General features: G+C 69.3%; 20 protein-coding genes and 1 pseudogene. 11 read left to right on the forward strand and 10 right to left on the reverse strand.

Annotation, left to right across the window (positions count from 1 at the left end; genetic code table 11):
• The first annotated feature begins 193 nt into the window (after nucleotides 1-193).
• Together rpe and IEX93_RS04170 are read left to right on the forward strand one after the other, a co-directional pair.
• Nucleotides 194-868 carry a ribulose-phosphate 3-epimerase gene (gene rpe, locus IEX93_RS04165; protein WP_188846797.1) on the forward strand — a complete coding sequence of 225 codons (675 nt, stop codon included), beginning with the start codon at nucleotides 194-196 and terminating at the stop codon, nucleotides 866-868.
• A gap of 20 nt (nucleotides 869-888) precedes the next feature.
• Nucleotides 889-2,694, forward strand: coding sequence for a S9 family peptidase (locus IEX93_RS04170; RefSeq protein WP_188846799.1), 1,806 nt, complete (start codon nucleotides 889-891; stop codon nucleotides 2,692-2,694).
• Between the two features lie 58 nt (nucleotides 2,695-2,752).
• On the opposite strand, the gene IEX93_RS04175 is transcribed toward IEX93_RS04170, so the two are convergent.
• The 6 genes from IEX93_RS04175 to IEX93_RS04200 are packed head-to-tail and all read right to left on the reverse strand — an operon-like array spanning nucleotide 2,753 to nucleotide 4,968.
• Complete coding sequence (locus IEX93_RS04175; RefSeq protein ID WP_188846801.1) at nucleotides 2,753-3,019, reverse strand: DUF3467 domain-containing protein; 267 nt, start codon at nucleotides 3,017-3,019, stop codon at nucleotides 2,753-2,755.
• Nucleotides 3,016-3,363: a roadblock/LC7 domain-containing protein gene (locus IEX93_RS04180; protein ID WP_188846803.1), complete on the reverse strand. Its 348-nt coding sequence runs from the start codon at nucleotides 3,361-3,363 to the stop codon at nucleotides 3,016-3,018. Before IEX93_RS04180 ends, IEX93_RS04175 begins: the two co-directional genes overlap by 4 nt.
• 11 nt (nucleotides 3,364-3,374) lie before the next feature.
• Nucleotides 3,375-3,704 carry a roadblock/LC7 domain-containing protein gene (locus tag IEX93_RS04185; protein WP_188846805.1) on the reverse strand — a complete coding sequence of 110 codons (330 nt, stop codon included), beginning with the start codon at nucleotides 3,702-3,704 and terminating at the stop codon, nucleotides 3,375-3,377.
• Complete coding sequence (locus tag IEX93_RS04190) at nucleotides 3,692-4,066, reverse strand: roadblock/LC7 domain-containing protein (RefSeq protein WP_188846807.1); 375 nt, start codon at nucleotides 4,064-4,066, stop codon at nucleotides 3,692-3,694. Before IEX93_RS04190 ends, IEX93_RS04185 begins: the two co-directional genes overlap by 13 nt.
• A complete protein-coding gene (gene recR / locus IEX93_RS04195; RefSeq protein ID WP_188846809.1) occupies nucleotides 4,066-4,650 on the reverse strand; it encodes a recombination mediator RecR in 585 nt (194 codons plus the stop codon). The genes IEX93_RS04190 and recR overlap by 1 nt, the downstream gene beginning before the upstream one ends.
• Entirely contained in the window at nucleotides 4,651-4,968 is a 318-nt protein-coding gene (locus tag IEX93_RS04200) for a YbaB/EbfC family nucleoid-associated protein (RefSeq protein WP_188846819.1), read from the reverse strand. It lies immediately after the preceding gene.
• 30 nt (nucleotides 4,969-4,998) lie between these two features.
• On the opposite strand from IEX93_RS04200, the gene hemB reads away from it, so the two are divergent.
• Nucleotides 4,999-5,979: a porphobilinogen synthase gene (gene hemB, locus IEX93_RS04205; protein ID WP_188846821.1), complete on the forward strand. Its 981-nt coding sequence runs from the start codon at nucleotides 4,999-5,001 to the stop codon at nucleotides 5,977-5,979.
• Nucleotides 5,980-6,010: 31 nt separating this feature from the next.
• Here the strand turns inward: hemB and IEX93_RS04210 are convergent.
• Together IEX93_RS04210 and IEX93_RS04215 are read right to left on the reverse strand one after the other, a co-directional pair.
• Nucleotides 6,011-6,464, reverse strand: a pseudogene (locus IEX93_RS04210) (hypothetical protein); the annotation flags it as partial.
• Nucleotides 6,465-6,467: 3 nt separating this feature from the next.
• Nucleotides 6,468-8,171 (reverse strand): hypothetical protein, encoded by a 1,704-nt coding sequence (locus IEX93_RS04215; RefSeq protein ID WP_188846823.1) that lies wholly within the window; start codon nucleotides 8,169-8,171, stop codon nucleotides 6,468-6,470.
• 38 nt (nucleotides 8,172-8,209) lie between these two features.
• Here IEX93_RS04215 and IEX93_RS04220 point away from each other — a divergent pair, with 38 nt between their 5' ends.
• Genes IEX93_RS04220 through IEX93_RS04255 form a run of 8 tightly spaced genes read left to right on the forward strand, consistent with a single transcriptional unit; the run spans nucleotide 8,210 to nucleotide 18,661 of the window.
• Entirely contained in the window at nucleotides 8,210-8,968 is a 759-nt protein-coding gene (locus IEX93_RS04220; protein WP_188846825.1) for a PP2C family protein-serine/threonine phosphatase, read from the forward strand.
• Nucleotides 8,965-10,917 (forward strand): protein kinase domain-containing protein, encoded by a 1,953-nt coding sequence (locus IEX93_RS04225; RefSeq protein WP_188846827.1) that lies wholly within the window; start codon nucleotides 8,965-8,967, stop codon nucleotides 10,915-10,917. The genes IEX93_RS04220 and IEX93_RS04225 overlap by 4 nt, the downstream gene beginning before the upstream one ends.
• Nucleotides 10,914-11,558 carry a response regulator transcription factor gene (locus IEX93_RS04230; RefSeq protein WP_188846828.1) on the forward strand — a complete coding sequence of 215 codons (645 nt, stop codon included), beginning with the start codon at nucleotides 10,914-10,916 and terminating at the stop codon, nucleotides 11,556-11,558. The genes IEX93_RS04225 and IEX93_RS04230 overlap by 4 nt, the downstream gene beginning before the upstream one ends.
• On the forward strand, nucleotides 11,533-12,834 hold the full coding sequence (locus IEX93_RS04235) for a sensor histidine kinase (protein WP_188846830.1): 1,302 nt from the start codon (nucleotides 11,533-11,535) through the stop codon (nucleotides 12,832-12,834). The genes IEX93_RS04230 and IEX93_RS04235 overlap by 26 nt, the downstream gene beginning before the upstream one ends.
• Before the next feature lie 23 nt (nucleotides 12,835-12,857).
• Nucleotides 12,858-13,424: a hypothetical protein gene (locus tag IEX93_RS04240; protein WP_188846832.1), complete on the forward strand. Its 567-nt coding sequence runs from the start codon at nucleotides 12,858-12,860 to the stop codon at nucleotides 13,422-13,424.
• 6 nt (nucleotides 13,425-13,430) lie between these two features.
• A complete protein-coding gene (locus IEX93_RS04245; RefSeq protein ID WP_188846834.1) occupies nucleotides 13,431-13,832 on the forward strand; it encodes a hypothetical protein in 402 nt (133 codons plus the stop codon).
• Between the two features lie 42 nt (nucleotides 13,833-13,874).
• Nucleotides 13,875-16,061, forward strand: a complete 2,187-nt coding sequence (locus IEX93_RS04250) for a hypothetical protein (RefSeq protein WP_188846836.1) — start codon at nucleotides 13,875-13,877, stop codon at nucleotides 16,059-16,061.
• Complete coding sequence (locus tag IEX93_RS04255; protein WP_188846838.1) at nucleotides 16,058-18,661, forward strand: UvrD-helicase domain-containing protein; 2,604 nt, start codon at nucleotides 16,058-16,060, stop codon at nucleotides 18,659-18,661. The genes IEX93_RS04250 and IEX93_RS04255 overlap by 4 nt, the downstream gene beginning before the upstream one ends.
• Here IEX93_RS04255 and rpsI read toward each other — a convergent pair.
• Complete coding sequence (gene rpsI, locus IEX93_RS04260) at nucleotides 18,658-19,044, reverse strand: 30S ribosomal protein S9 (RefSeq protein ID WP_188846840.1); 387 nt, start codon at nucleotides 19,042-19,044, stop codon at nucleotides 18,658-18,660. The two genes, IEX93_RS04255 and rpsI, sit on opposite strands and share 4 nt — an antisense overlap.
• Nucleotides 19,044-19,484, reverse strand: a complete 441-nt coding sequence (gene rplM, locus IEX93_RS04265) for a 50S ribosomal protein L13 (RefSeq protein ID WP_229906091.1) — start codon at nucleotides 19,482-19,484, stop codon at nucleotides 19,044-19,046. The genes rpsI and rplM overlap by 1 nt, the downstream gene beginning before the upstream one ends.
• Nucleotides 19,485-19,607 lie beyond the last annotated feature (123 nt).

The following is a 19,607-nucleotide window of genomic DNA, read 5'->3' on the forward strand; positions in this document are numbered from 1 at the left end:
ATGAAGTCACCCAAGAACTCTTGAAGCAGGCTAAGGGAGGGCGAGGAAGGAGTTTTGGGTAAAGCCCTGATGGAGCGCTTGCACCGGTTGAGGCCGTCATCTACCTCTTCGCCGGCGTCCTGATGGTGTTGGGGGCCGCTTACATTCTGCTTGGGGCCGTGGTGGAGGGGATTGTTCTCCTTGGTACGGTGGGATGGGGTATAGTCTCCCCGTGCGGTTTGCCGTTTCCATCTTGACGGCGGACTTTGGCCGGCTTCGGGAAGCGATCCAGGAGGCCGAGGCGGCGGGGGTGGACTGGATCCACCTGGACGTGATGGACGGGGTCTTCGTCCCCAACCTCACCTTCGGGCCCCTGGTGGTGGAGGCCATCCGGCATGCCACCTCCTTGCCTTTGGACGTCCACCTGATGATGGTGGAGCCGGAGCGCTACCTCGAGGACTTCGCCCGGGCCGGGGCGGACCACATCACGGTGCACTTTGAGGCCACCTACCACCCCCACCGGGCGGTGCAGAAGGTGAAGGAGCTGGGAAAGAAGGCGGGGCTTGCGGTGAACCCGGGGACGCCCCTGGAGGCCTTTGAGCCCCTTTTGCCCGAGCTGGACCTGGCCCTCCTCATGAGCGTGAACCCGGGCTTCGGCGGCCAGCGCTACATCTCCACCGCCACGGAGAGGCTTCGGCGCCTCAAGGCCCTGCGGGACCGGTTGAACCCCACCTGCCTCATCGTGGTGGACGGCGGCATCAACCGGGGCACCGTGGCCGAGGCCCGGCGGGCGGGGGCCGACGTGGCCGTGGCGGGGAGCGCCCTCTTCAACGAGAGGCCCTTGGCGGAGAACCTGCGGGCCCTGCGGGAGGCCCTGGCGGATGGCTGACCGGTCAGTATTATAGGGGTATGGAACCCCAAGTCCTCTACCGGATCACCTTCCTCTCCGGGCTTACCGAGGGGCCTGAGGGTTTTCCCCTCCTCTTGGTCACGGACATCCAGGAGGAAGACCCGCCCCGCTACCGCACCCGCCTCGCCCTCTTTGACGGCGGGCTCCGCTTCCTCACCCAAGAGGAGGCCCAGAAGCCCCGCTACGCCCACCCCTACGTCTACTTCCTGCGCCGGGTGGGGGAGAGGCAGGAGCTCTTCCGCCTGGACCTTAGGGGCGGGGAGGCGGAAAGGCTCACAAAGACCCCCGGGGTCCTGGACTACTGGGTGGGGCCGAAGGGGGAGGTGGCCTTCCTGGCCTTGAAGGAGGCGCCAAAGCCTGGCGCGCCCCGGGTCTACGAGGGCTGGCCCTTCAAGTTTGACGGCAAGGGGCTTTTGCCCGAGGGGAGGGTGGCCCTCTACCTCCTGGAGGAAGGCGAACCCCGCCTCCTCCTGGACCGCTACCCGTCCCCCAAGGAGCTGGCCTTCGCCCCGGAGGGGCTTTACCTGGTGATGCCCGAGGACGCCAAGGCCCAGGCCGAGGGGCGGGACACCCTCTACGCCCTGCGGGAGGGGCGGCTTGAGCGGGTGTGGGGCGGGGTGGGGCCCATCTTCGGCCTGGAGTGGAGCCCGGAGGGGCTTTTCTTCCTGGGCCACGCTTTTGAGCGGGGCGGGGGGACGGAGGCCAGGCTCTACCACTTCCGGGATGGGGAGGCCCGGGTCCTCTTCACGGGGAGCCTCTTAAACTCCCTAAATAGCGACCTCCGTTTTGGCCACCACTTCCAGGGGCCTAAGTGGGGTGGGGACGGAGTCTATCTGGTGCGCACCGAGGAGGGGAGGGCGAGGCTTTACCGGGTGGGATTGGACGGTAAGGCCCTGGCCTTAACCCAGGAAGGAAGCGTCCTTTCCTTCGCCCTCACCCCCAAAGGGCTTTTCCTCCTCAAGGAGGACTTCACCCGTCCGGCCCGCCTCGAGGGGCCCTTGGGCACCTACGACCCCAACGCCGGGGTTTTGGACCTGGCCGAGCCCCTTTACACCGAGTGGGAAAGCCCCGAGGGGCACCGGGTCCCGGGCTGGGTCCTCCTGCCCGAGGGGGAGGGCCCCCACCCGGTGGTCCTCTACATCCACGGCGGCCCCCACACCGCCTTCGGGGCCGCCCCCATGCTTGAGCTCCAGCTTTTCCGGGCCCAGGGCTACGCCGTGGCCTTCTGCAACCCCCGGGGCTCCACGGGCTACGGCCAGGACTTCGCCCTTCTGGAAGGGGCCTGGGGGGAAAGGGACGAGCGGGACCTCCTGGGCTTTTTGGACCACGTCCTTTCCCGCTTTCCCTTAGACCCCAAGCGGGTGGGGGTGGCGGGGGGGAGCTACGGGGGGTATATGGTGAACTGGCTCACCGCCCGCCACCCGGAGCGGTTTAAAGCGGCGGTCACCGACCGGAGCATCTGCAACTGGCTCAGCTTCTTCGGGGCCAGCGACATCGGGCCCCGCTTCACCTACCTGGAGCTTGCCGCCACCCCCTGGGAGCGCCCCGAGGTGCTCTGGGAGAAAAGCCCCTTGCGCCTGGTCCACCAGGTTAAGGCGCCCACCCTGGTGGTCCATTCCGAGGCGGACCACCGCTGCCCCATAGACCAGGGGGAGACCTGGTACACCGCCCTCTTCCACCTGGGGGTGAAGGCTCGCTTTCTTAGGGTCCCCGAGGAGGGGCACGAGCTTTCCCGCTCCGGTAGGCCCGACCGCCGCCTGGCCCGGCTTAGGGCCTATCTGGACTGGTGGCGGGAAAACCTCTAAGCCGAGGGGGCCGGGTGGAAACCCGGCCCCCCATCCCGGCCGAAGCGCCTTTCAGGGCTTAGGCCTGGTTTTCCGCCACCGGCTCGGGGATGGGGCCGAAGGCCTCCTCGTAGCGGGCCACGTTCTCCGCCAGGCTCCTAAGGAGGGCCTTGGCGTGCTGGGGGCTGGTGACGATCCGGCTCACCACGATGGCCCCCCCTTGGGGCTGGAGAAGGGCGAAGTCCAGGATGAACTCGTTCTTGGTGTGGGCGATGAGGGCCAGGTTGGTGTAGCGGCCCAGGGCCACGTCCTTGTCAATCTGAATGTCCAGTTTTATCTCGCTCATCTGAGGGCCTCCTCTAGCTTGGGTAGCGCCTTCTTGAGGGCGAGGCGCACCCGGCCCAGGCTCAGCACCCCGTCCAGGAAGAGGAGGAGGTGGTGGCCAGGCAGGGGCACCAGCACCAGCGCCCCTTCCGGGTACTCTACCATGACCTCCTCCACCTTTTCCTCCCCTAGGGTCTGGGCCAGGGCCTTGGCGGCGCCCAGGACCGTGGCCGACCGGGCGGAGAGGAGGGTGGCCTCGGGGGCCGTTTCCTCCCTTCGCTCCTCCACCACGAAGCCGTCCTCGCTGAGGAGGGCTACCGCCAAAACCCCCCGGGTGGCCTTGAGTTCCTTGAGGATCTCCTCCACGCCGGACCTCCTTAAAGGTTCTGCACCTTGAGGGCGATGCGGGATAGCTCCTGGCCGATGGCCTTGCGGTCCATGCCCCGCTCCACCACCGCCCCCAGGACGTAAGGCCCTATCCGCAGGGCCAGGACCTCCAGGTCGTCGGTGGCCAGGGTGAAGCGGCGCACCTCCCCGGCGAGGGCCTCCGCCAAGGGGGTCATGTGCCGCACCAGGCTGGCGAGCTCCGCCGCCAAGACCTCGGCAGGAGGGCTTCCCCGGCCCAGGGCCTCAATGACTAGGCCGTCCAGCCCGGTGAGCACCGCCCGCCGCACGCCCAAAGGGGCTAGGCTTTCTAGGTAGGCCATCCCACCACCTCCAGAAGCCGCCCGGCGGTTTTGGCCGCCTCGAGGCGGGCCCGGCCCAGGTTGGCCTCGGGGCTTAGGAGGAGGAGGAGAAAGAGCTCCTCCCGGGAGGAAGGGCCCAGCATCCGGGCATAGCCTACCACGGGATGCCCCCCCACCAGGAGCTCCTCCACCCGGGGGCTTCCCAGGCTTCCCGCGTAGGCGGAGCGGGCCTGGCGCAAAAGGGCGGCGTGCTCGGCGATGGCCGCCTCCAGGTCCACCCGCCGGCGCCGCACCCCTTCCACCAGAAGCCCCTCCAGGGTGCCAAGCCCGGCGGCGAAGGCCCCCTCCACCCGGTCCAAAAGCCCCTGGAGCGCCTCCTCCATCAAAGGGGTTTCCTCCCTTCCAGGGCCCGGCCCAAGGTGACCTCGTCCACGTACTCCAGGCTTCCCCCCACGGGGAGGCCGTAGGCCAGCCGGGTGGCCTTCACCCCCCGGCGTTTCAGCTCCTCCGCCAGGAAGAGGGCGGTGGCCTCTCCCTCCACGGTCATGGAGGTGGCCAGGACCACCTCCTCCACCCCTTCCAGGCGGTCCCAGAGGCTTTCTAGGTTGAGGTCCTCGGGGCCCACCCCCTCCAAGGGGTTTAAGGCCCCTCCCAGGACGTGGTAAAGCCCCCGGAACTCCCCGCTTCTTTCCAGGGCGAAGAGGTCGGCCACCGTCTCCACCACGGCGATCACGCCCCGTTCCCGGGAGGGGTCTTGGCAGATGGGGCAGGTTTCTCCTTCCGCCAGGTTGCCGCACACCCGGCAGACCCCCAAGGCCGCAAGTCCCTCAAGGGCCTCCGCCAGCTCCTTGGCCTCCTCCCGGTGGAAGGCCAGGTGGAGGGCCAGCCTCTGGGCGGTCTTGGGGCCGATGCCGGGGAGGCGGGAAAGGGCCCGGGAAACCCTTAGGAGGCCTTCGGGGTAGCGCATCTAGAAGAGCTTCCCCAGCATCTGGCCCACGCTTCCAAGCTCCCGGGCCATCTCCTTCTCGGCGAGCTCCTGGGCCTTCTTTTGGGCGTCCTGGATGGCCACCAGGAGGAGGTCCTCGAGGCCTTCGGGGTCGTCCTGGAAGGTGGTGAGGACCTCGGGCTTGAGCCGAACCCCCAGGATCCTCCCCTGGCCGTTGGCCTCCACCTCCACCAGGCCCTGGGCGGAGCCCACCACGGTCATGGTTTCCAGCCGCTCCTGGACTTCCGCCGCCTTCTTCTGGGCTTTTTGGGCTTCCTTGAGCAGTTTCTGCAGGTTCATCGTCTCTCCCTCTCAAGTATAGTGGAAGGCATGGAGCGCCCAAGAAGGCTTCGCGCCCCCCTCCTCAGGCCCTTGGTGGCGGAGGTGGACCTCGCCCCCAGGCACCTCATCCTGCCCCTTTTCGTCAAGGAGGAAGGGGAGCGGGAGGAGGTCCCTTCCATGCCCGGGGTCTACCGCCACCCCTTGAAGGACCTCCCCCGGGTGGGGGAGGCGGCTCTGGCGGCGGGGCTTGGGGGGGTGATCCTCTTCGGCGTCCTGCCTCAGGAGGCCAAGGACCCCTGGGGCAAGGGGGCCTACGCCGAGGAAGGGGTGGTCCAGCGGGCCATCCGCCTCCTCAAGGGGGAGTTTCCGGAGCTTCTGGTCATCGCCGACACCTGCCTTTGCGAGTACACCGACCACGGCCACTGCGGGGTGGTGCGGGAGGGGCCTTTGGGGTTTTACGTGGACAACGACGCCACCCTGGAGCTCCTCGCCAAGACCGCCCTCTCCCAGGCCCGGGCGGGGGCCGACGTGGTGGCCCCTAGCGCCATGATGGACGGCCAGGTGCGGGCCATCCGGGAGGCCTTGGACAAGGAGGGGTTTACCCACGTTCCCATCCTTTCCTACGCGGTGAAGTACGCCTCCGCCTTCTACGGCCCCTTTAGGGACGCGGCCCAAAGCGCCCCCCAGTTCGGCGACCGCGCGGGCTACCAGATGGACCCCAGGGCGGGGCTTTGGGACGCCTTGCGGGAGGCCCGGCTGGACGACCTCGAGGGGGCCGACCTCCTCATGGTCAAGCCCGCCCTGCCCTACCTGGACGTCCTTTATGCCCTTAAAGGGCGCTTCGCCAAGCCCCTTTTCGCCTACCAGGTCTCCGGGGAATACGCCATGCTGAAGGCCGCGGCCCTAAGGGGCTGGCTGGACGAGAGGAAAGCCGTTTTGGAGACCCTCTACGCCCTGCGCCGGGCCGGGGCCCAGGGGATCCTCACCTACTTTGCCCTCGAGGCGGCCCGCTGGCTCAAGGAGGCGTAGCCCTTTGGCTCGGGGCGGGGATGCCCCCGGTGAGGACCTCCTTCACCCGGCCGAAGAAACCCCCTTGGGGGCGTTTTTCCGGCCGCAAGGGGGGAAGCCCCAAGAGGATGAGCCCCGAGAGGGGGTAGGTGAGGGCGTCCAGGTAGAAGGCGTAGGCGGGGCCTACCCAGGCCACCAAAACCCCCGCCGCCCCCACGAAGAGCACTATGAGGAAGGAGGCTATGGGCCTCGAGGAGGGGGATCAGGGCCACCAAGGGGGCCCTGAGGAGGTCGGAGGCCACGAGGAGGGTCTTGCGGTCCTGGGTGTCGGCCCAGGCGGAAAGCAGAGGGGAAAAGACCACGGTGCCGAGGAGCTGGGTGCCCAGCACCAGGGAGACCCGGAGGACGTTTCCCGTGAGGAGGTAGACCAGGACCAAAAGGGCCACCCGGAAAAAGCCGGGTTTCGGAGAACCTTCATACTCCCCTTTTGGGGGGATTATAGCCAAAAATCAGATCAAAATATAGGCCACCCGCCTCCCCTCCCGGGCCAGGAGGAGGGTGCCCTCGGGGAGGCGGTAGACCAAGAGGTCCTTAAGCCGCCTGGGCACCTCCCCTGCCTGGCCCACGTAGACCACCTCGTCCCTGAGGCGTAAGGAGACCACCTTGCCCCCCACCCGGATGGCCTGGGGCTCCGGGGTTAGGGAGAGGAGGTGGACCTCGCCCCCCAGGGTCTCCCGGGTGGGGGGGCGGCGGCCCGTGTATTCCCGCAGGGCCTGGGCCAAGGCCTCCGCCTCCTGGGGGAGGCCCAGGGCCTGCCCCACCTCCCGGAGGAGGGGGAGGGGGTCGGTGGGGCCCAGGCGCTTTAGGGTGAGCTCCAGGCCCTTCCGGGCGAAGTCTAAAAGGGCTTCCTCCTGGGCCTTTTGGTACTTCTCGGCCAGGTCCGGGCCGAAGGCCTGGGGCTGGAACTCCCCTTTGAGCCTTGCGGAAAGGGCCCTGAGGAGTCTCAGGTGGGCGTAGGCCCCTCGGGGGTTAAGGAGGAGGGCCAGGACCCTTCCCTCGGCCAGAAGCTCGTAGAGGCGGAGGCTGCTTCGGGCCTCGAGGCGCAGGTGGAGGAGGTTGCCCTCCCGCACCGCCCAGACCTCGAGGTCCTCCCAGGGGAGGACCAGGCGGTCCTCCAGGGGGTGGTCCTCCCCCCCGAGGCCCAGGTGCCAGACCCCCTCTACCCGGCTTAGGGTGAGGACCAAAGGCCCCAAGGGGATTTTGCCGGGGAAGGGCTCCAGGGTGAGGGCCTCCTCCCGGACCTCCCCGGGCCCGGGGACCTCGGGCAGGGGGGTTTCCCCCTGGGGGGCGGGGAGGAGGTGGAGGAGGGCCAGGACCTTTTCCGCCGCCACCCGGAAGCGCCGCCTTTCCTCCTCCAGAAGGAGCTCCCGCCGCCTCTCCTCCTGGGCCTCCCGCTTGAGCCTTTCCTCGAGGCGGGCGATCTCCTGGGCGGTGGCCCCCAGGCTTTTCGCCTCCTCCAGGGCCTTTCTTAGGGAGAGGAGGTCCCGCTTGGGGGGGAGGCCGAAGGCCTCGTCCCACTCCAAAAGGCGGTGGAGGAGGCGGCGGAAATAGGTGCGGGTCTCCTCGGGGGGCAAGGGGAGGTCCTCGGGGAGGTGGAGGGCGGTCTCCAAAAACTCCATGAGGAGGGCCTCGGCCACCTTGGGGTCCTCCAGGTCCAAAAGGCTTTCCGAGAGGGAGGGGATGGGGATCGTGGGGGCGAAGCGGGAGAGGTTGAAGTCCCGCTTGAAGGTGGGCGCTTCCCGGTAGGCCTGGTAGTTTTGCAGGAGGGCGTAGATGAGCCTGAGTTCCTCCCGCCTTCCTTGGAGGAGCTCTTTGGCTCTGCTCCTCACCTCCCTTTCGGCCCATAGGGTCCACACCTTGAGGGCGAGGCGCCTTAAGGTATCCCTTTCGGAAGGGGCTTCGGGGACCTCCTCGGGAAGTTCCAGGGGGAGGTCTAAGGGGAGCGCTTGGGGCGGGGCCTCTTGGCCCCGGTGGGCCCGGAAGCGGGCGTCCGCCTGGCGGAAGCGCTTGGCCAAAGGCCCTGTGAGCCTGGCCCCGATGAGGTAGGCCCGAAGCTCCAAAAGGGCCCGCTTGCCCCCTTTGGGGGTCTTCCCCTGGAGGAGGTCTTCTACCCGGTACTCGTAGAGGTCCACCAGGTGGGCGAGGGGCTCCACGGCTCCATCCTACACGCCGGGGGCGTAAAATGGTTCCGATGCGCCTTGCCCCCCGCTTCCGCATGGCGGCGGTCTCCCACGTGGGCCGCCGAAAGAACAACGAGGACTTCCACCGGGTCCTCCTCTTGGAGGTGCCCCAGGGACACCTGGTCCTCTTGGCGGTGGCCGACGGGATGGGGGGGCTTGAGGCCGGGGAGTGGGCCAGCAAGGCGGCCATAGAGGCCCTCTCCGAGGCGGTGCGGGCCTACGGGGAGCAGTTGAGGAGCGGCCGGCCCGTGGTGGGGCTTTCCCGGGTGATGGAGAAAGCCTTTTCCCTGGCGGAAAGGCGGGTGCAGAAGGCGGCCCAGGAGCTTGGGGCCAGGGGGGTGGGCACCACCCTCACCGCCTTTCTCTACGCCGACTGGCTCAAGGAGGGGGTGGTGGGCCACATCGGCGATTCCCGGGCCTACCTCCTCAAGGGGGGAAGGCCCGTGCGCCTCACCGAGGACCACTCCTGGGTGGCGGAGCGGCTTAAGGAGGGGGTCCTCACCCCCAAGGAGGCGGAGCGCCACCCCTACCGCCACGTCCTCACCCGGGCCCTGGGCCTCCCCGAGGCCCGCTTTGACCTCATCCCCGTGCGCCTGGCCCCGGGGGAAGGGCTTCTTTTGGCCACCGACGGGCTTTACGGGGCGGTTCCCGAGACGGAGTGGCACCTGGGCAAGGACCTGCAGGCGGACCTCGAGGCCCTGCTTTCCGAGGCGCTCCGCCGGGGCGGGGACGATAACGTCACCGCCGTGGCCCTGAGGTTGGACGGATGACGGGGTTGCTTTCGGTGCTTCTGGTGGTGCTGACGGCGGCCTTGGCCGTGCGCCTCGCCCCTTGGCCCTTGGCCTTCCTCCTGGCCCTCTTCCTGGGGGTGGGCTTCGCCACGGGGGTGCGGGGAGAGGCGGTCCTTCCCGGGCTTGCCCTCCTCTTCGGGGGGCTCCTCGCCCCCCGGGTGTACTTTGGGCCCAGGAGGCGGCCCCGGCGGCCCCCCCGGCCCAAGGCCCCGAAGAAAACCCTGAGGACCTCGGAGGAAGTTCAGGTTCTCTCCCAGCGGTACGAGCTCCTGGAGAAGGTGGGGGTGGGGGGGATGGCCACGGTCTACAAGGCCAAGGACAAGAAGACGGGCCGCCTGGTGGCCCTTAAAATACCCCAGGAGCGGTTCCTGGGAGACCCCCGCTTCGTGCGCCGCTTCCACCGGGAGGCCGAGGTCCTCTCCCGGATGGACCACCCCAACATCGTCAAGGTCTACGAGCACGGCCAGGTGGACGGGGTCCACTTCATCGCCATGGAGTTTCTGGAAGGGGAGGGGCTGGACCGGCTCATTGAGGAAAGGCGCCTCAACCTTCACCAGGCCGCGGCCATCCTGGCCCGGGTGGCGGACGCCCTCAAGCACATCCACGCCCAGGGGATCGTCCACCGGGATATCAAGCCGGGGAACATCATGGTCCTCAAGGGGGCCCTGCGGGAGAAGGGGGTGGACCCCAGGGGGGTGCGGCTCATGGACTTCGGCATCGCCGCGGGGAAGGTGCTCACCCGCCTCACCATCACCGGGGCCCGCATCGGCACCCCCGTCTACATGAGCCCGGAGCAGGCCAAGGGGCAGAAGCTGGACCACCGCTCGGACATCTACTCCCTGGGCATCGTCCTCTACGAGGCCCTGACCGGCCAGCCCCCCTTCACCGGGGGGTACGAGACGGTGATCCACCAGCAGATCTTCCAGGTGCCCACGCCCCCCAAGCAGCTCCGCCCCGAGATCCCCCAGGGCCTTTCCGACCTGGTCCTGAAGATGCTGGAGAAAGACCCCGCCAAGCGCCCCACCCTGGACGAGGTGATCCAGGGCCTCGAGGGCCCCTGGGAGGAGGAAAAGGGCCTGCCCAAGCCTTGCTACCTCCTCCTGGGGGTGGAGGCCAAGCGGGGAAGCGTGCGCCTTGTGGACCTGGAGGGCACGGCGGCCAGGCTCCTTTCGGGAATCGGCTCGGCCCCGGGCCAGTTCCCCGCCCCGCCCTTGGCCGTGGCCGCCGACGCCGAGGGAGGGGTGTGGGTGGCCGTCTTTGAGCACGGGGCGAAGCTGGTCCACCGCTTCTCCCCCGAGGGCCGCCTCCTCCTCTCCACCGCCCCTTACGGGATGAAGCCGGGGGAGGTGCTCCTGCCCGTGGCCCTGGCGGTGGTCCAGGACACCCTCTTCGTCCTGGACGGGGAGACCGCCACCCTGAGCCGCTTTGACCTCCAGGGGGTCTACCAGGGCCGCTTCGGGGGCCAGGGCCCGGGGCGGGGCACCTTCAAGGACCCCAAGGCCCTGGTGGCGGCGGACGGCTTCCTCTTCGTCCTGGACTACGGCAACCGGCAGGTGCAGCGGTTGAGCCTCGAGGGCCAGTACCTCTCCCGCTATGCCTTCCGCAAGGGCCGGGAGGACGAGGCTTTGCGCCTCCTCTCCGGGGTTGGGGCGGGGGAGGGGCGGCTTTACCTCTACGACGCCGAGGCGGCCAAGGTGCGGGTCCTGGACTACGGGGGGAAGCTTTTGGGCTCCCTAAGCCTTCCCCTTCTGGAAGGGGAGGACCCCCGGAGCCTCGTGGACCTCCTGCCCCTAGACGGCGTCCTCTACGCCGTTCGGCGGGGGGCAAACCGCATCCACCGCCTGGACCTAAAGACGGGGGCGGCCCTTCCCCCCTTGGAGGCCTACGCCCCCGTGCGGGCCCTTTCCCTTTGGAGGAACCCCCGATGAGGGTGCTTATGGTGGAGGACGACCCCGGGGTGCGGGAAGCCCTCGCCCTGGGGCTTTCCCTGGAGGGGCACGAGGTGCGCCACGCCGAGCGCCCCCAGGAGGCTTTGGCCCTTCTGCCCTGGGCCGAGGCGGTGATCCTGGACGTGCTTCTGCCCGAGGGGGACGGGTTTTCCCTCCTTAAGGAGATCCGGGCCCGCTCGGAGGTCCCCGTCCTCATGCTCACCGCCTTGGACCAGGTGGACTGGCGGGTGAAGGGCCTTAGGGAGGGGGCGGACGACTACCTGGTTAAGCCCTATAGTCTACAAGAGCTTTTGGCGCGCCTCGAGGCCCTCCACCGGCGGGTTCGGAGGCGGGAGGAGGTCTTGAACTACAAGGACCTTCGCCTCTACCCCCGGCGCATGGAGGCCTACCGGGGGGAAAGGCGGCTTAACCTTTCCCCCAAGGCCTTCCTCCTCCTCAAGGCCTTCCTGGAGGCCCCCGAGGAGGTCCTTTCCAAGGAGGCCCTGATGCTTAGGGTCTGGGGGGAGGTGGTGGAGCCCGCCACCCTGGAGGTCCACCTCTCGGCCTTGCGGAAGGCCCTGGGGGAGCCAAGCCCCATCCAGACGGTGCGCGGCCATGGCTACCGCCTTTTCCTCCCTTAAGGGAAGGCTTCTGGCCCTCCTCCTCTTCGCCCTTATCCTCTTCCTCCTGCCTTTGGCCTGGCTTTCCGTCCGGGAGGCCACCCAGGCCGCCAGTGAGGACCTGAGGCGGGCGCTTTTCACCCGGCTTTACCTCCTCAAGGAGGAGGCGCCTGGGGAGGAGGCCCTCCTTTTGGAGCTTTTCCGCCTGGCCCAGCTCTTTGGGGGCGGGGTGGGCTTTTGGGTCCAGGGGGAGCGGGTCCAGTTCACCCAGGTGGAGGCCTGGCCCCTGCCCCCAGGCCTCGAGGCGGCCTTGGCGGAGGGCCGCCCCTACCAGGGGGTCTGGCGGGGGGCGCTCTACGTGGTCCTTCCTTGGGAGGGTGGGGGGTTTGGCCTCGCCGTGCCCTTGGAGGGGGTTTCCGCCCTGGGCCAAAGGCTTTGGCTCCTCTACGCCACCTGGGGTGGGGGGCTTCTCCTCTTGGTCTTCCTGGGGTCGGCCTGGGCCTTCGCTTGGGCTTTAAGGCCCCTGGAGCGCCTGGAGCGGGCCTTGAGGGAACGGGCCCCCGGGGAGCTTGCCCCCCTCCCCGATCCGGGGCTAGCGGAGCTTAGGCCGGTGGTGGCCGCCTTGAACGCTCTTTTGGAAAGGGTGGCGGGGCTTTTGCGGGAGCTTGCCGAGAAGGAGGCCATGGCCCGCCGCTTCGCCCGCCACGCCTCCCACGAGCTCCGCACCCCCCTCACCGCCCTCAAGGGCTACCTGGAGGTGCTCCGGCGCAGGCCTGAGCCCAAGGCGCTGGAAGGGGCCTTGCGGGAGGTGGGCCGGCTGGAGGGGCGGCTTGCCGGCCTTTTGCGCCTTTCCCAGCTGGACGCCGCCTCCTTGAACCCCAGGCCCTTGGACCTGAAGGCCTTCCTGGCCGAGCGGGGGGTGGCGGTGGAAGGGGAGGGGGTGGTCTTGGCGGACGCGGAGCTTTTGGCCCTGGCGGTGGAAAACGTCCTGGAAAACGCCCGCCGGCACGGGCGCCTGCCCGTGCGGGCTCGTTTGGAGCGGGAAGGAGGGGGGGTGTGGCTATGGCTGGTGGACTCGGGGCCGGGGTTTCCCCCCGAGCTTCTGCCCCGGGTGCTGGAGCCTTTTGTCCACGGGGGGCAGGGGACGGGCCTCGGCCTCGCCCTGGTGGCCGGGGTGGCCCGGGCCCACGGGGGCAAGGCGGTGGCGGAAAACCGGGGCGGGGCGGCGGTGGGGCTTTACCTGCCTTTGGCTTCCCTTAAGGTTTCCCCTGGTGCGCCCTTTGGGGAGGAGGGCTAGCCTGGGACCCGGAGGTGATGGGAATGCAAAGGACCCTTTTAGGCACCTTCCTCCTTCTCGTGGCGGGGCTTGCTTTGGCCCAAGGCGTGGACTACCGGGAGGCGGCCCGGGCGGCCTCGGCCTTGGCCCGGGTCCAGGCGGTGGCCCAGGGGGCGGGGGGCGAGGCGAAGCTTTTGGCCTGGGCCAAGGAGGTGCAGGCCCGGGCGGAGAAGAGCTACGAGGCCAAGGCCTACTTCAAGGCCACCCGGGAGGCCCAGGCGGCCCTTTTCCTCTTCCGGGCGGCCCAAGGGGAGCCTAAGGCCCAGGCCCCCGCGCCCCGTTGGGGCTTCCGCTGGGCCCCCCACATGGGCCTGCGCCACGGCTTCGCCCCGGGGCTTCGCCAGGGGGAGGGGTGGGCCGCCCGCCTGGCGGCGAGGGCCCAGCGGGCGGTGGACCGGGCGGAGAAGGAGCTCGGCTACTACCGGGGGCAGGACGCCTTGGTGAAGGAGCTGGTTGCCGAGGCCAAGGGGCGCCTGGACAAGGAACCTGGCAGGGCTTTCCTCCTGGCCCGGGCGGCCTTGGCCCTCATCTCGGCGGAGCGGGGGTTCTAGGCTAGGATGCGCCGGCTCGGGCCCCTCTTTCTCGCCCTTCTGGGCTTGGCCCTGGGGGAGGGGTCTGGGCCGGAGGCCGTTTTGGGGCGATGCTTCGGGGTGTTGCGGGGCCTCGAGGTCCAGGCCCTTTACCAAGGAGAAGGGGCCCTTCTCGTTCTCCTGGGTCAGGAAAAGCCCCTCCTCCTTTTGGCCTTGGAAGGGGGGAGGCCTTTCCCCTACCTGGGCCCGCCCCGCGGCAGGCACCTGGCTAGGCGCCCCCTGCCCTTTTTGCGGGAGCTTTCCCTGGCCCGGCGGGTGGTGGTCCTGCCCAGGGAGTACCGCTGCTTCGTCCTCCACCGGGGCCGGGTGGTGGGGGTCTTGCGCCTGGGGGAGGACCTTAACCCCCTCCCCTTGCCCGATCTCCCCTAGGAGAGGGCGCCCTCTCCTAGGCGGGAATACAATGCCTTTCATATGGAGCCCGGCCTGTATCCCGTCCTGGGTCCGCCCGCCTCTGGGAAGACCACCTTCGCCCTAGGGCTCGCTCTAGAGGCTTTGGGGGAGGGGAAGCGGGTCTACTGGGTGGGGCTTCCCCACCAGCGCCCCTATGTCCTCCGTCTTCTGGGGGAAAAGGGGGCTTTCTTAGGGCTAGAGTTCCTCTCCTTCCAGGCCCTTTACTACCGGGTTTTGGCCGAGGCGGGAAGGCTTGGCCCCCTGTTGCCGGGGGCGGGCCGGGTGGCCCTGGTGGGGGAGGCCTTGCGGCTCCTCTACGGGGAGCCCGCCCCGGGGGAGGCCCGCCTCTTCGCCCGGGCCATCGCCGAGCTCAAGCGCTTCGGCCTCTCCCCTTTCGCCCTGCCCAAGGAGGGGGAGGTGGGGCGGCTTAGGCGGGTCTACCTGGCCTACGAGCGGCTTAAGAGGAAGGCCTTGGACTACGACGACGTCCGCCACCTGGCGGGCAAGGTGCCCCTAAGGCTTTTCCCCGAGCCCGGGCTTGTGGTGGTGGACGGGTTCCGGGAGGTGGGGCCTTTGGACCTGGTTTTTCTGAAGCGGCTTTCCCGAAAGGTGCCCGTCCTCCTGGCCCTGGAACTCCTTCCCGAAGGGCTTAGGCCCTGGAAGACCCTTTCCCGAAGGCCCCTGAGGCAGGAGGTCTTGGCCCTGGCCAACCCCGTGGAGGAGGTGCGCCACCTCCTCCGGGCCCTGAAGCAGGCTCTGGCCCCCAAGGACTTGGGGGGCGAGGGGCTTCGGCCCGAGGAGGTCTTGGTGGTGGCCCCCGAGGCGCGGATCCCCGGGCTTCTCCTCCTCAAGGAGGAGTTCGGCCTGCCCCTCTGGGACGGGCGGGAGCGGTCCTTGGGGGAGACGGAGGAGGGGGCGAGGCTTCTCGCCCTCCTCAACCCCTTCCCCACGGGAAGGGACCTTCTCGCCTTGGGCTTTTCCGCCTTGGGGCGGAAGGCCTTGCGCCTGGGCCTCGTGGGGGAGGAGGCCCTCTTCCGCCTGGCCCGGGAGGAGGGGCTTCTTGAGGAGTGGGAGGCCTTTAGGGCCTTGCGGACCCCCGGGGAGGACCCTTTGGCCTGGGCGGAAGAGGCCCTGGAAAGGCTTGGGATCCGGGAAAAAGAGCCTTTCCTGGACCGGCTCCGCTACGCCCTCCGGGTGGCCCCCAAGGATCCCTTGCCCTGGTGGCGGAGCCTCCTTTTGGACGAGGCCCTTTCCCCGGGGCCCCCTGGGGGCGTGGAGGTCCTCCCTCCCCTTCGGGCCATGGGGGTGCGGGCCAAGCGGGCCTACGTCCTCTCCTTCCTCCCCGGGGCCTACGCCCTGGGGGAGCGGGAGGACTACTTCCTCTTGGAAGAACTCCGGGAAGAGGGTCTCCTCGCCCGGCTTCCCAAGAGGCTTAGGGGGCTTGACCCCCTTTTCTGGGAGGCCCTGGCCACCCGGGGGGAGGAGAACTTCCTCCTTTACCCCGAGGCGGGGCCTGGGGGGGCCTACCTGCCCCTCCGGCGGGGAAGCCGCCCCGACCCCTTGCCCCCCAGCACCCCCCTCGAGGCCCTCCCCGGGGAGGGCTTCGCCCCCCCCTGGCCCTCGGGAGGGGATGGGCTTCCCCGCCTCGAGGCCCTGAGGCGTTTTCTGGAATGCCCCTTCCGGGCCTACCTGGAGCGCTTTCCCTGGAGGGAGGAGGGCCCCTGGAGGCGGCTTGCCCGGGAGGGGAAGGCCCTGGAGGCCGATCCCCAGGTGGGGCCCTGGCTTCGGCGCCACCGGGACCACCTGGAGGGGATGCGCTTCTACACCCCTTGGCCTAGGGAGCGGTTCCTCCTCCTTCTGGACGGGGTGCGGTGGGAGGGGCGGGTCCTCCACCTCTACCGCCTCCTCCCCCAGGGGGCGGCGCCCGACCTGGAGCGGCGCTGGACGGAGTGGTACGCCCTGGGGCTTTTGCTTAGGAGGGAGGACGTGGAGGCGGTCTGGCTTTGGAGCTGGCCCTTTCTGGAGGACCCCAGGCCTTACCGGGCGAAGCCTTTCCGCAAAGGGGACCCCCTGCCCCGGCTTAAGGAGGTGCGGGAGGAGCTTAAGCGGGCCCTTGCCGGGTGGAAGAAGGGGGTTTTCCCGCCGCGGCCCGGGAGCCGGTGCTTCGCCTGTTCCTTCGCCGACATCTGTCGGAAGGAGGCCCTATGAGGCTTTACGTGGCCTCGGCGGGGACGGGCAAGACCACCGCCTTGGTGGGAGAGATCCTAGACCGCCTGCGCCAAGGCGTCCCCTTGAGGCGCATGGCCGCCCTCACCTTCACCCGCAAGGCGGCGGAGGAGCTTCGGGAGAGGGCCCGCCAGGCGGTGGCCGCCTGGGTGGAGACCCACCCCCATGACCCCAAGGCCCAGGAGGCCGCCCGGGAGGTCTACGGGGCGGTCTTCACCACGATCCACGGCTTTTTCGCCGAGGCCCTCCGCCACACCGCCCCGCTCCTCTCCTTGGACCCCGACTTCGCCCTCATGGACGAGCTTCTGGCCGAGGCCTTCTTCCTGGAGGAGGTCCGGAGCCTCCTCTACCTGGAGGACCAGGACCCCGCCTGGGAGGAACTCCTCCGGGAGCTTTACCGCAAGCGCCCCCTGGCGGCAAGGTTCTCCCCTTTGCCCGGGGCCGAGGAGGTGGTGGCCCTTTACGAGAGGGCCCTGGCCGCCTACCGCAGGCGCTTCGCCGAGGCCCTGGGGCCTGCGGACCTCGAGGCCTTGGCCCTCCGCCTGGTGGAGCATCCTGGGGCGAGGAAGCGGCTTGCGGAGCGCTTTTCCCACCTTTTCCTGGACGAGTACCAGGACCTAAACCCCGTCCAGGCCCGCTTCTTCCAGGCCTTGGAGGAGGTGGGGGTGGAGGTGGTGGCCGTGGGGGACCCCAAGCAGTCCATCTACCTCTTCCGCAACGCCCGGGTGGAGGTCTTCCGCCAGGCCCTGGCCCGGGCCGAGCGCCGGGTCCTGGACCGCACCTTCCGCCACGCCAAGACCATCGCCCGCCTCCTCAACCGCTTCGTGGCCCTCTTCCCCGAGGCGGAGCGGGTCCCGGTGGTCCCCGAGCGGGCGGAGGAGGGGCGGGTGGAGGTCCACTGGGTGGTGGGGGAGGGGGAGCTTGAGGCCAAGCGGCGGCAAGAGGCGCGCCTTTTGGCCGGGCGGCTTATGGCCCTGGCCCAGGAAGGCTACGCCTGGAGGGAGATGGCGGTTTTGGTGCGGAACCGGGCGAGCCTTGCCCCCTTGGAGCGGGCCCTTAGAGAGGCGGGGGTGCCCTACGCCCTCCGCCGGGGGCGGAGCTTCTTCACCCGCCCCGAGGTGCGGGACCTCTACCACGCCCTAAGGCTTTCCCTTCTGGAAGGCCCCCCTTCCCCGGAGGAGCGGCTTTCCCTTTTGGCCTTTCTCCGGGGGCCTTTTGTGGGCCTGGACCTAGGGGAGGTGGCCGAGGCCCTGCGGGCGGAGGACCCCGTGCCCCTCCTTCCCCCCTGGGTCCAGGAGAGGCTTCAGGCCCTCAAGGCCCTTTCCGCCCTAAGCCCCCTCGAGGCCCTGCGCCGCCTGGCCCGGGACGAGGCCTTCCTGAGGCGGCTTACCCCCAGGGCCCGGGCCAACCTGGACACCCTCCTCCTCCTGGCCGCTTCCGAGGGCTTTTCCGACCTGGAGGCCCTTTTGGACTGGCTCAAGGTGCGGACCCAAGACCCCGAGGCCGCGGAGCTCCCCGAGGGGGGGGAGGGGGTGAGCCTCCTCACGGTCCACGCCGCCAAGGGGCTGGAGTGGCGGGTGGTGGCGGTCTTTGACCTGGCCCGGGGGGACCGCCCCGAGGCACCCCCCCTCCTGGTGGGGCCCGAGGGGGAGGTGGCCCTCAGGGGCACCCCCGCCTACCGGGACCTTAAGCGGGCCCAAGAGGCGGCCGATGAGGAGGAGGCCCTCCGCCTCCTCTACGTGGCCCTCTCCCGGGCCAGGGACGTCCTCCTCCTCACGGGAAGCGAAACCCCGAGGCCGGGCCCCTGGGTCAAGGCCCTGGCCCGGCTGGGCCTTGGGCCCAAGGGGCAGGATCCCTGGGTGCGCCGCCACCCCCTCGCCGAAGGCGCCGCCGACCTCCCCCCGCCGGCCCCAGAACCCCCTCCAAAGCCCGCCCCTTACGCCTTCTGGACCCCCGGGCCCTCCCCCTGGCCCAAGGTCTTCTCCCCGAGCGCTTTAAAGGAGGCGGAGGCCCCTTTGCCCTTGGAGGAGGCGCTGGAGGGGGTGGCCTCCGCCTACGCCCGGGCCCTCGGCACCCTGGTCCACTACGCCCTGGCCCGCCACCTGGACCCCGAGGCCCCCGCCCTCGAGGCCCTCCTCCTCCAGGAGGTGGCCTTTCCCTTTAGCCCCGAGGAGAAAAGAATCCTCCTCGCCGAGGTGCGGGCCCTCCTCCGGAACTACCGGGCCCTCCTTGGAAGCGCCCTTCCTCCCCTGGAGGCCCGGGCGGAGGACCACGCCGAGCTTCCCCTGGTCCTCCCCTGGGGGGGTACGGTCTGGTACGGGGTCCTGGACCGGCTCTACCGGGTGGGGGAAAGGTGGTACCTGGACGATTACAAAACCGACCGGGAGGTGGACCCTTCCCGCCACCGCTTCCAGCTCGCCCTCTACCGGGAGGCGGTCCGGCAGGCCTGGGGCGTGGAAGCGGAGGCCAGGCTCGTCTACCTCCGCCAAAAGGAGGTCCACCCCTTTTCCCCGGAGGCCCTGGAGGCGGCGCTAAAAGAACTCCCCGGCCTTAGGCCGGGGAGGGAAGACCAGGAGGTCTAGCGCTTGGAGTACTGGGGCGCCCGGCGGGCCTTGTGCTTGCCGTACTTCTTGGGCTCCACCACGCGGGCGTCCCGGGTGAGGAAGCCCAAGGGCTTGAGCCTGGCCCGGTAGTCGGGGTTGTACTGGACCAGGGCCCGGGCGAGGCCCAGCTTGATGGCGTCAATCTGGCCGCTCTTGCCGCCCCCGCGCACGGTGATGTAGGCGTCAAAGCGGTCCAGGGCGTCCACCACCCGCAAGGGCTCCAGGGCGGCCACCGCCCGCACGATCCCCTGGAAGTAGTCCTGGAAGTCCAGGCCGTTTACGGTGACCTTGCCGCTTCCGGGCCTGAGGAACACCCGGGCCACCGCCTCCTTGCGCCTTCCGGTGCCGTAGTACTGCTCCATCACTTGACCTCCAGCTTCACGGGCTTCTGGGCCTGGTGGGGGTGGTCCGGCCCGGCGTAGATCTTGAGCCGCTTGAAGAGCTTCCGCCCCAAGGGCCCCTTGGGGAGCATGCCCTTCACCGCGTGCTCCAGTACCCGCTCGGGGTGGGTGGCCAGCATCTTCTCCAGAGGGATCTCCTTGAGCCCCCCCGGGTAGCCGCTATAACGGGTGTAGATCTTTTGCTTGAGCTTCTTGCCGGTGACGCGGATCTTGGCGGCGTTGACCACCACCACGAAGTCGCCCATGGGGAGGTTTGGGGTCCAGTCGGGGCGGTGCTTGCCCCTGAGCAGGGTGGCGATCTGGGTGGCGAGCCGCCCTAGGGTCTTGCCCTCCGCGTCAATGAGGACCCATCGGGGCGCAACCTCTTTGGGCACGTAGGTCTTGTTCAACTCAGAAAGCATCTCCAAGGCCCTCCTCTAAGCGCATCCCCGTTCTTGACGGGGGATCGGGGGACCCCGCAAGAACGCCAAAGGAAACTCTACCACATCCCAGGCCCTTTTGCCAGATGTGGTAGGCTAGAGTCC

The sequence above is a fragment of the Thermus composti genome (assembly GCF_014647535.1).
In the GTDB taxonomy this organism is placed as follows: Bacteria; Deinococcota; Deinococci; order Deinococcales; family Thermaceae; genus Thermus; species Thermus composti.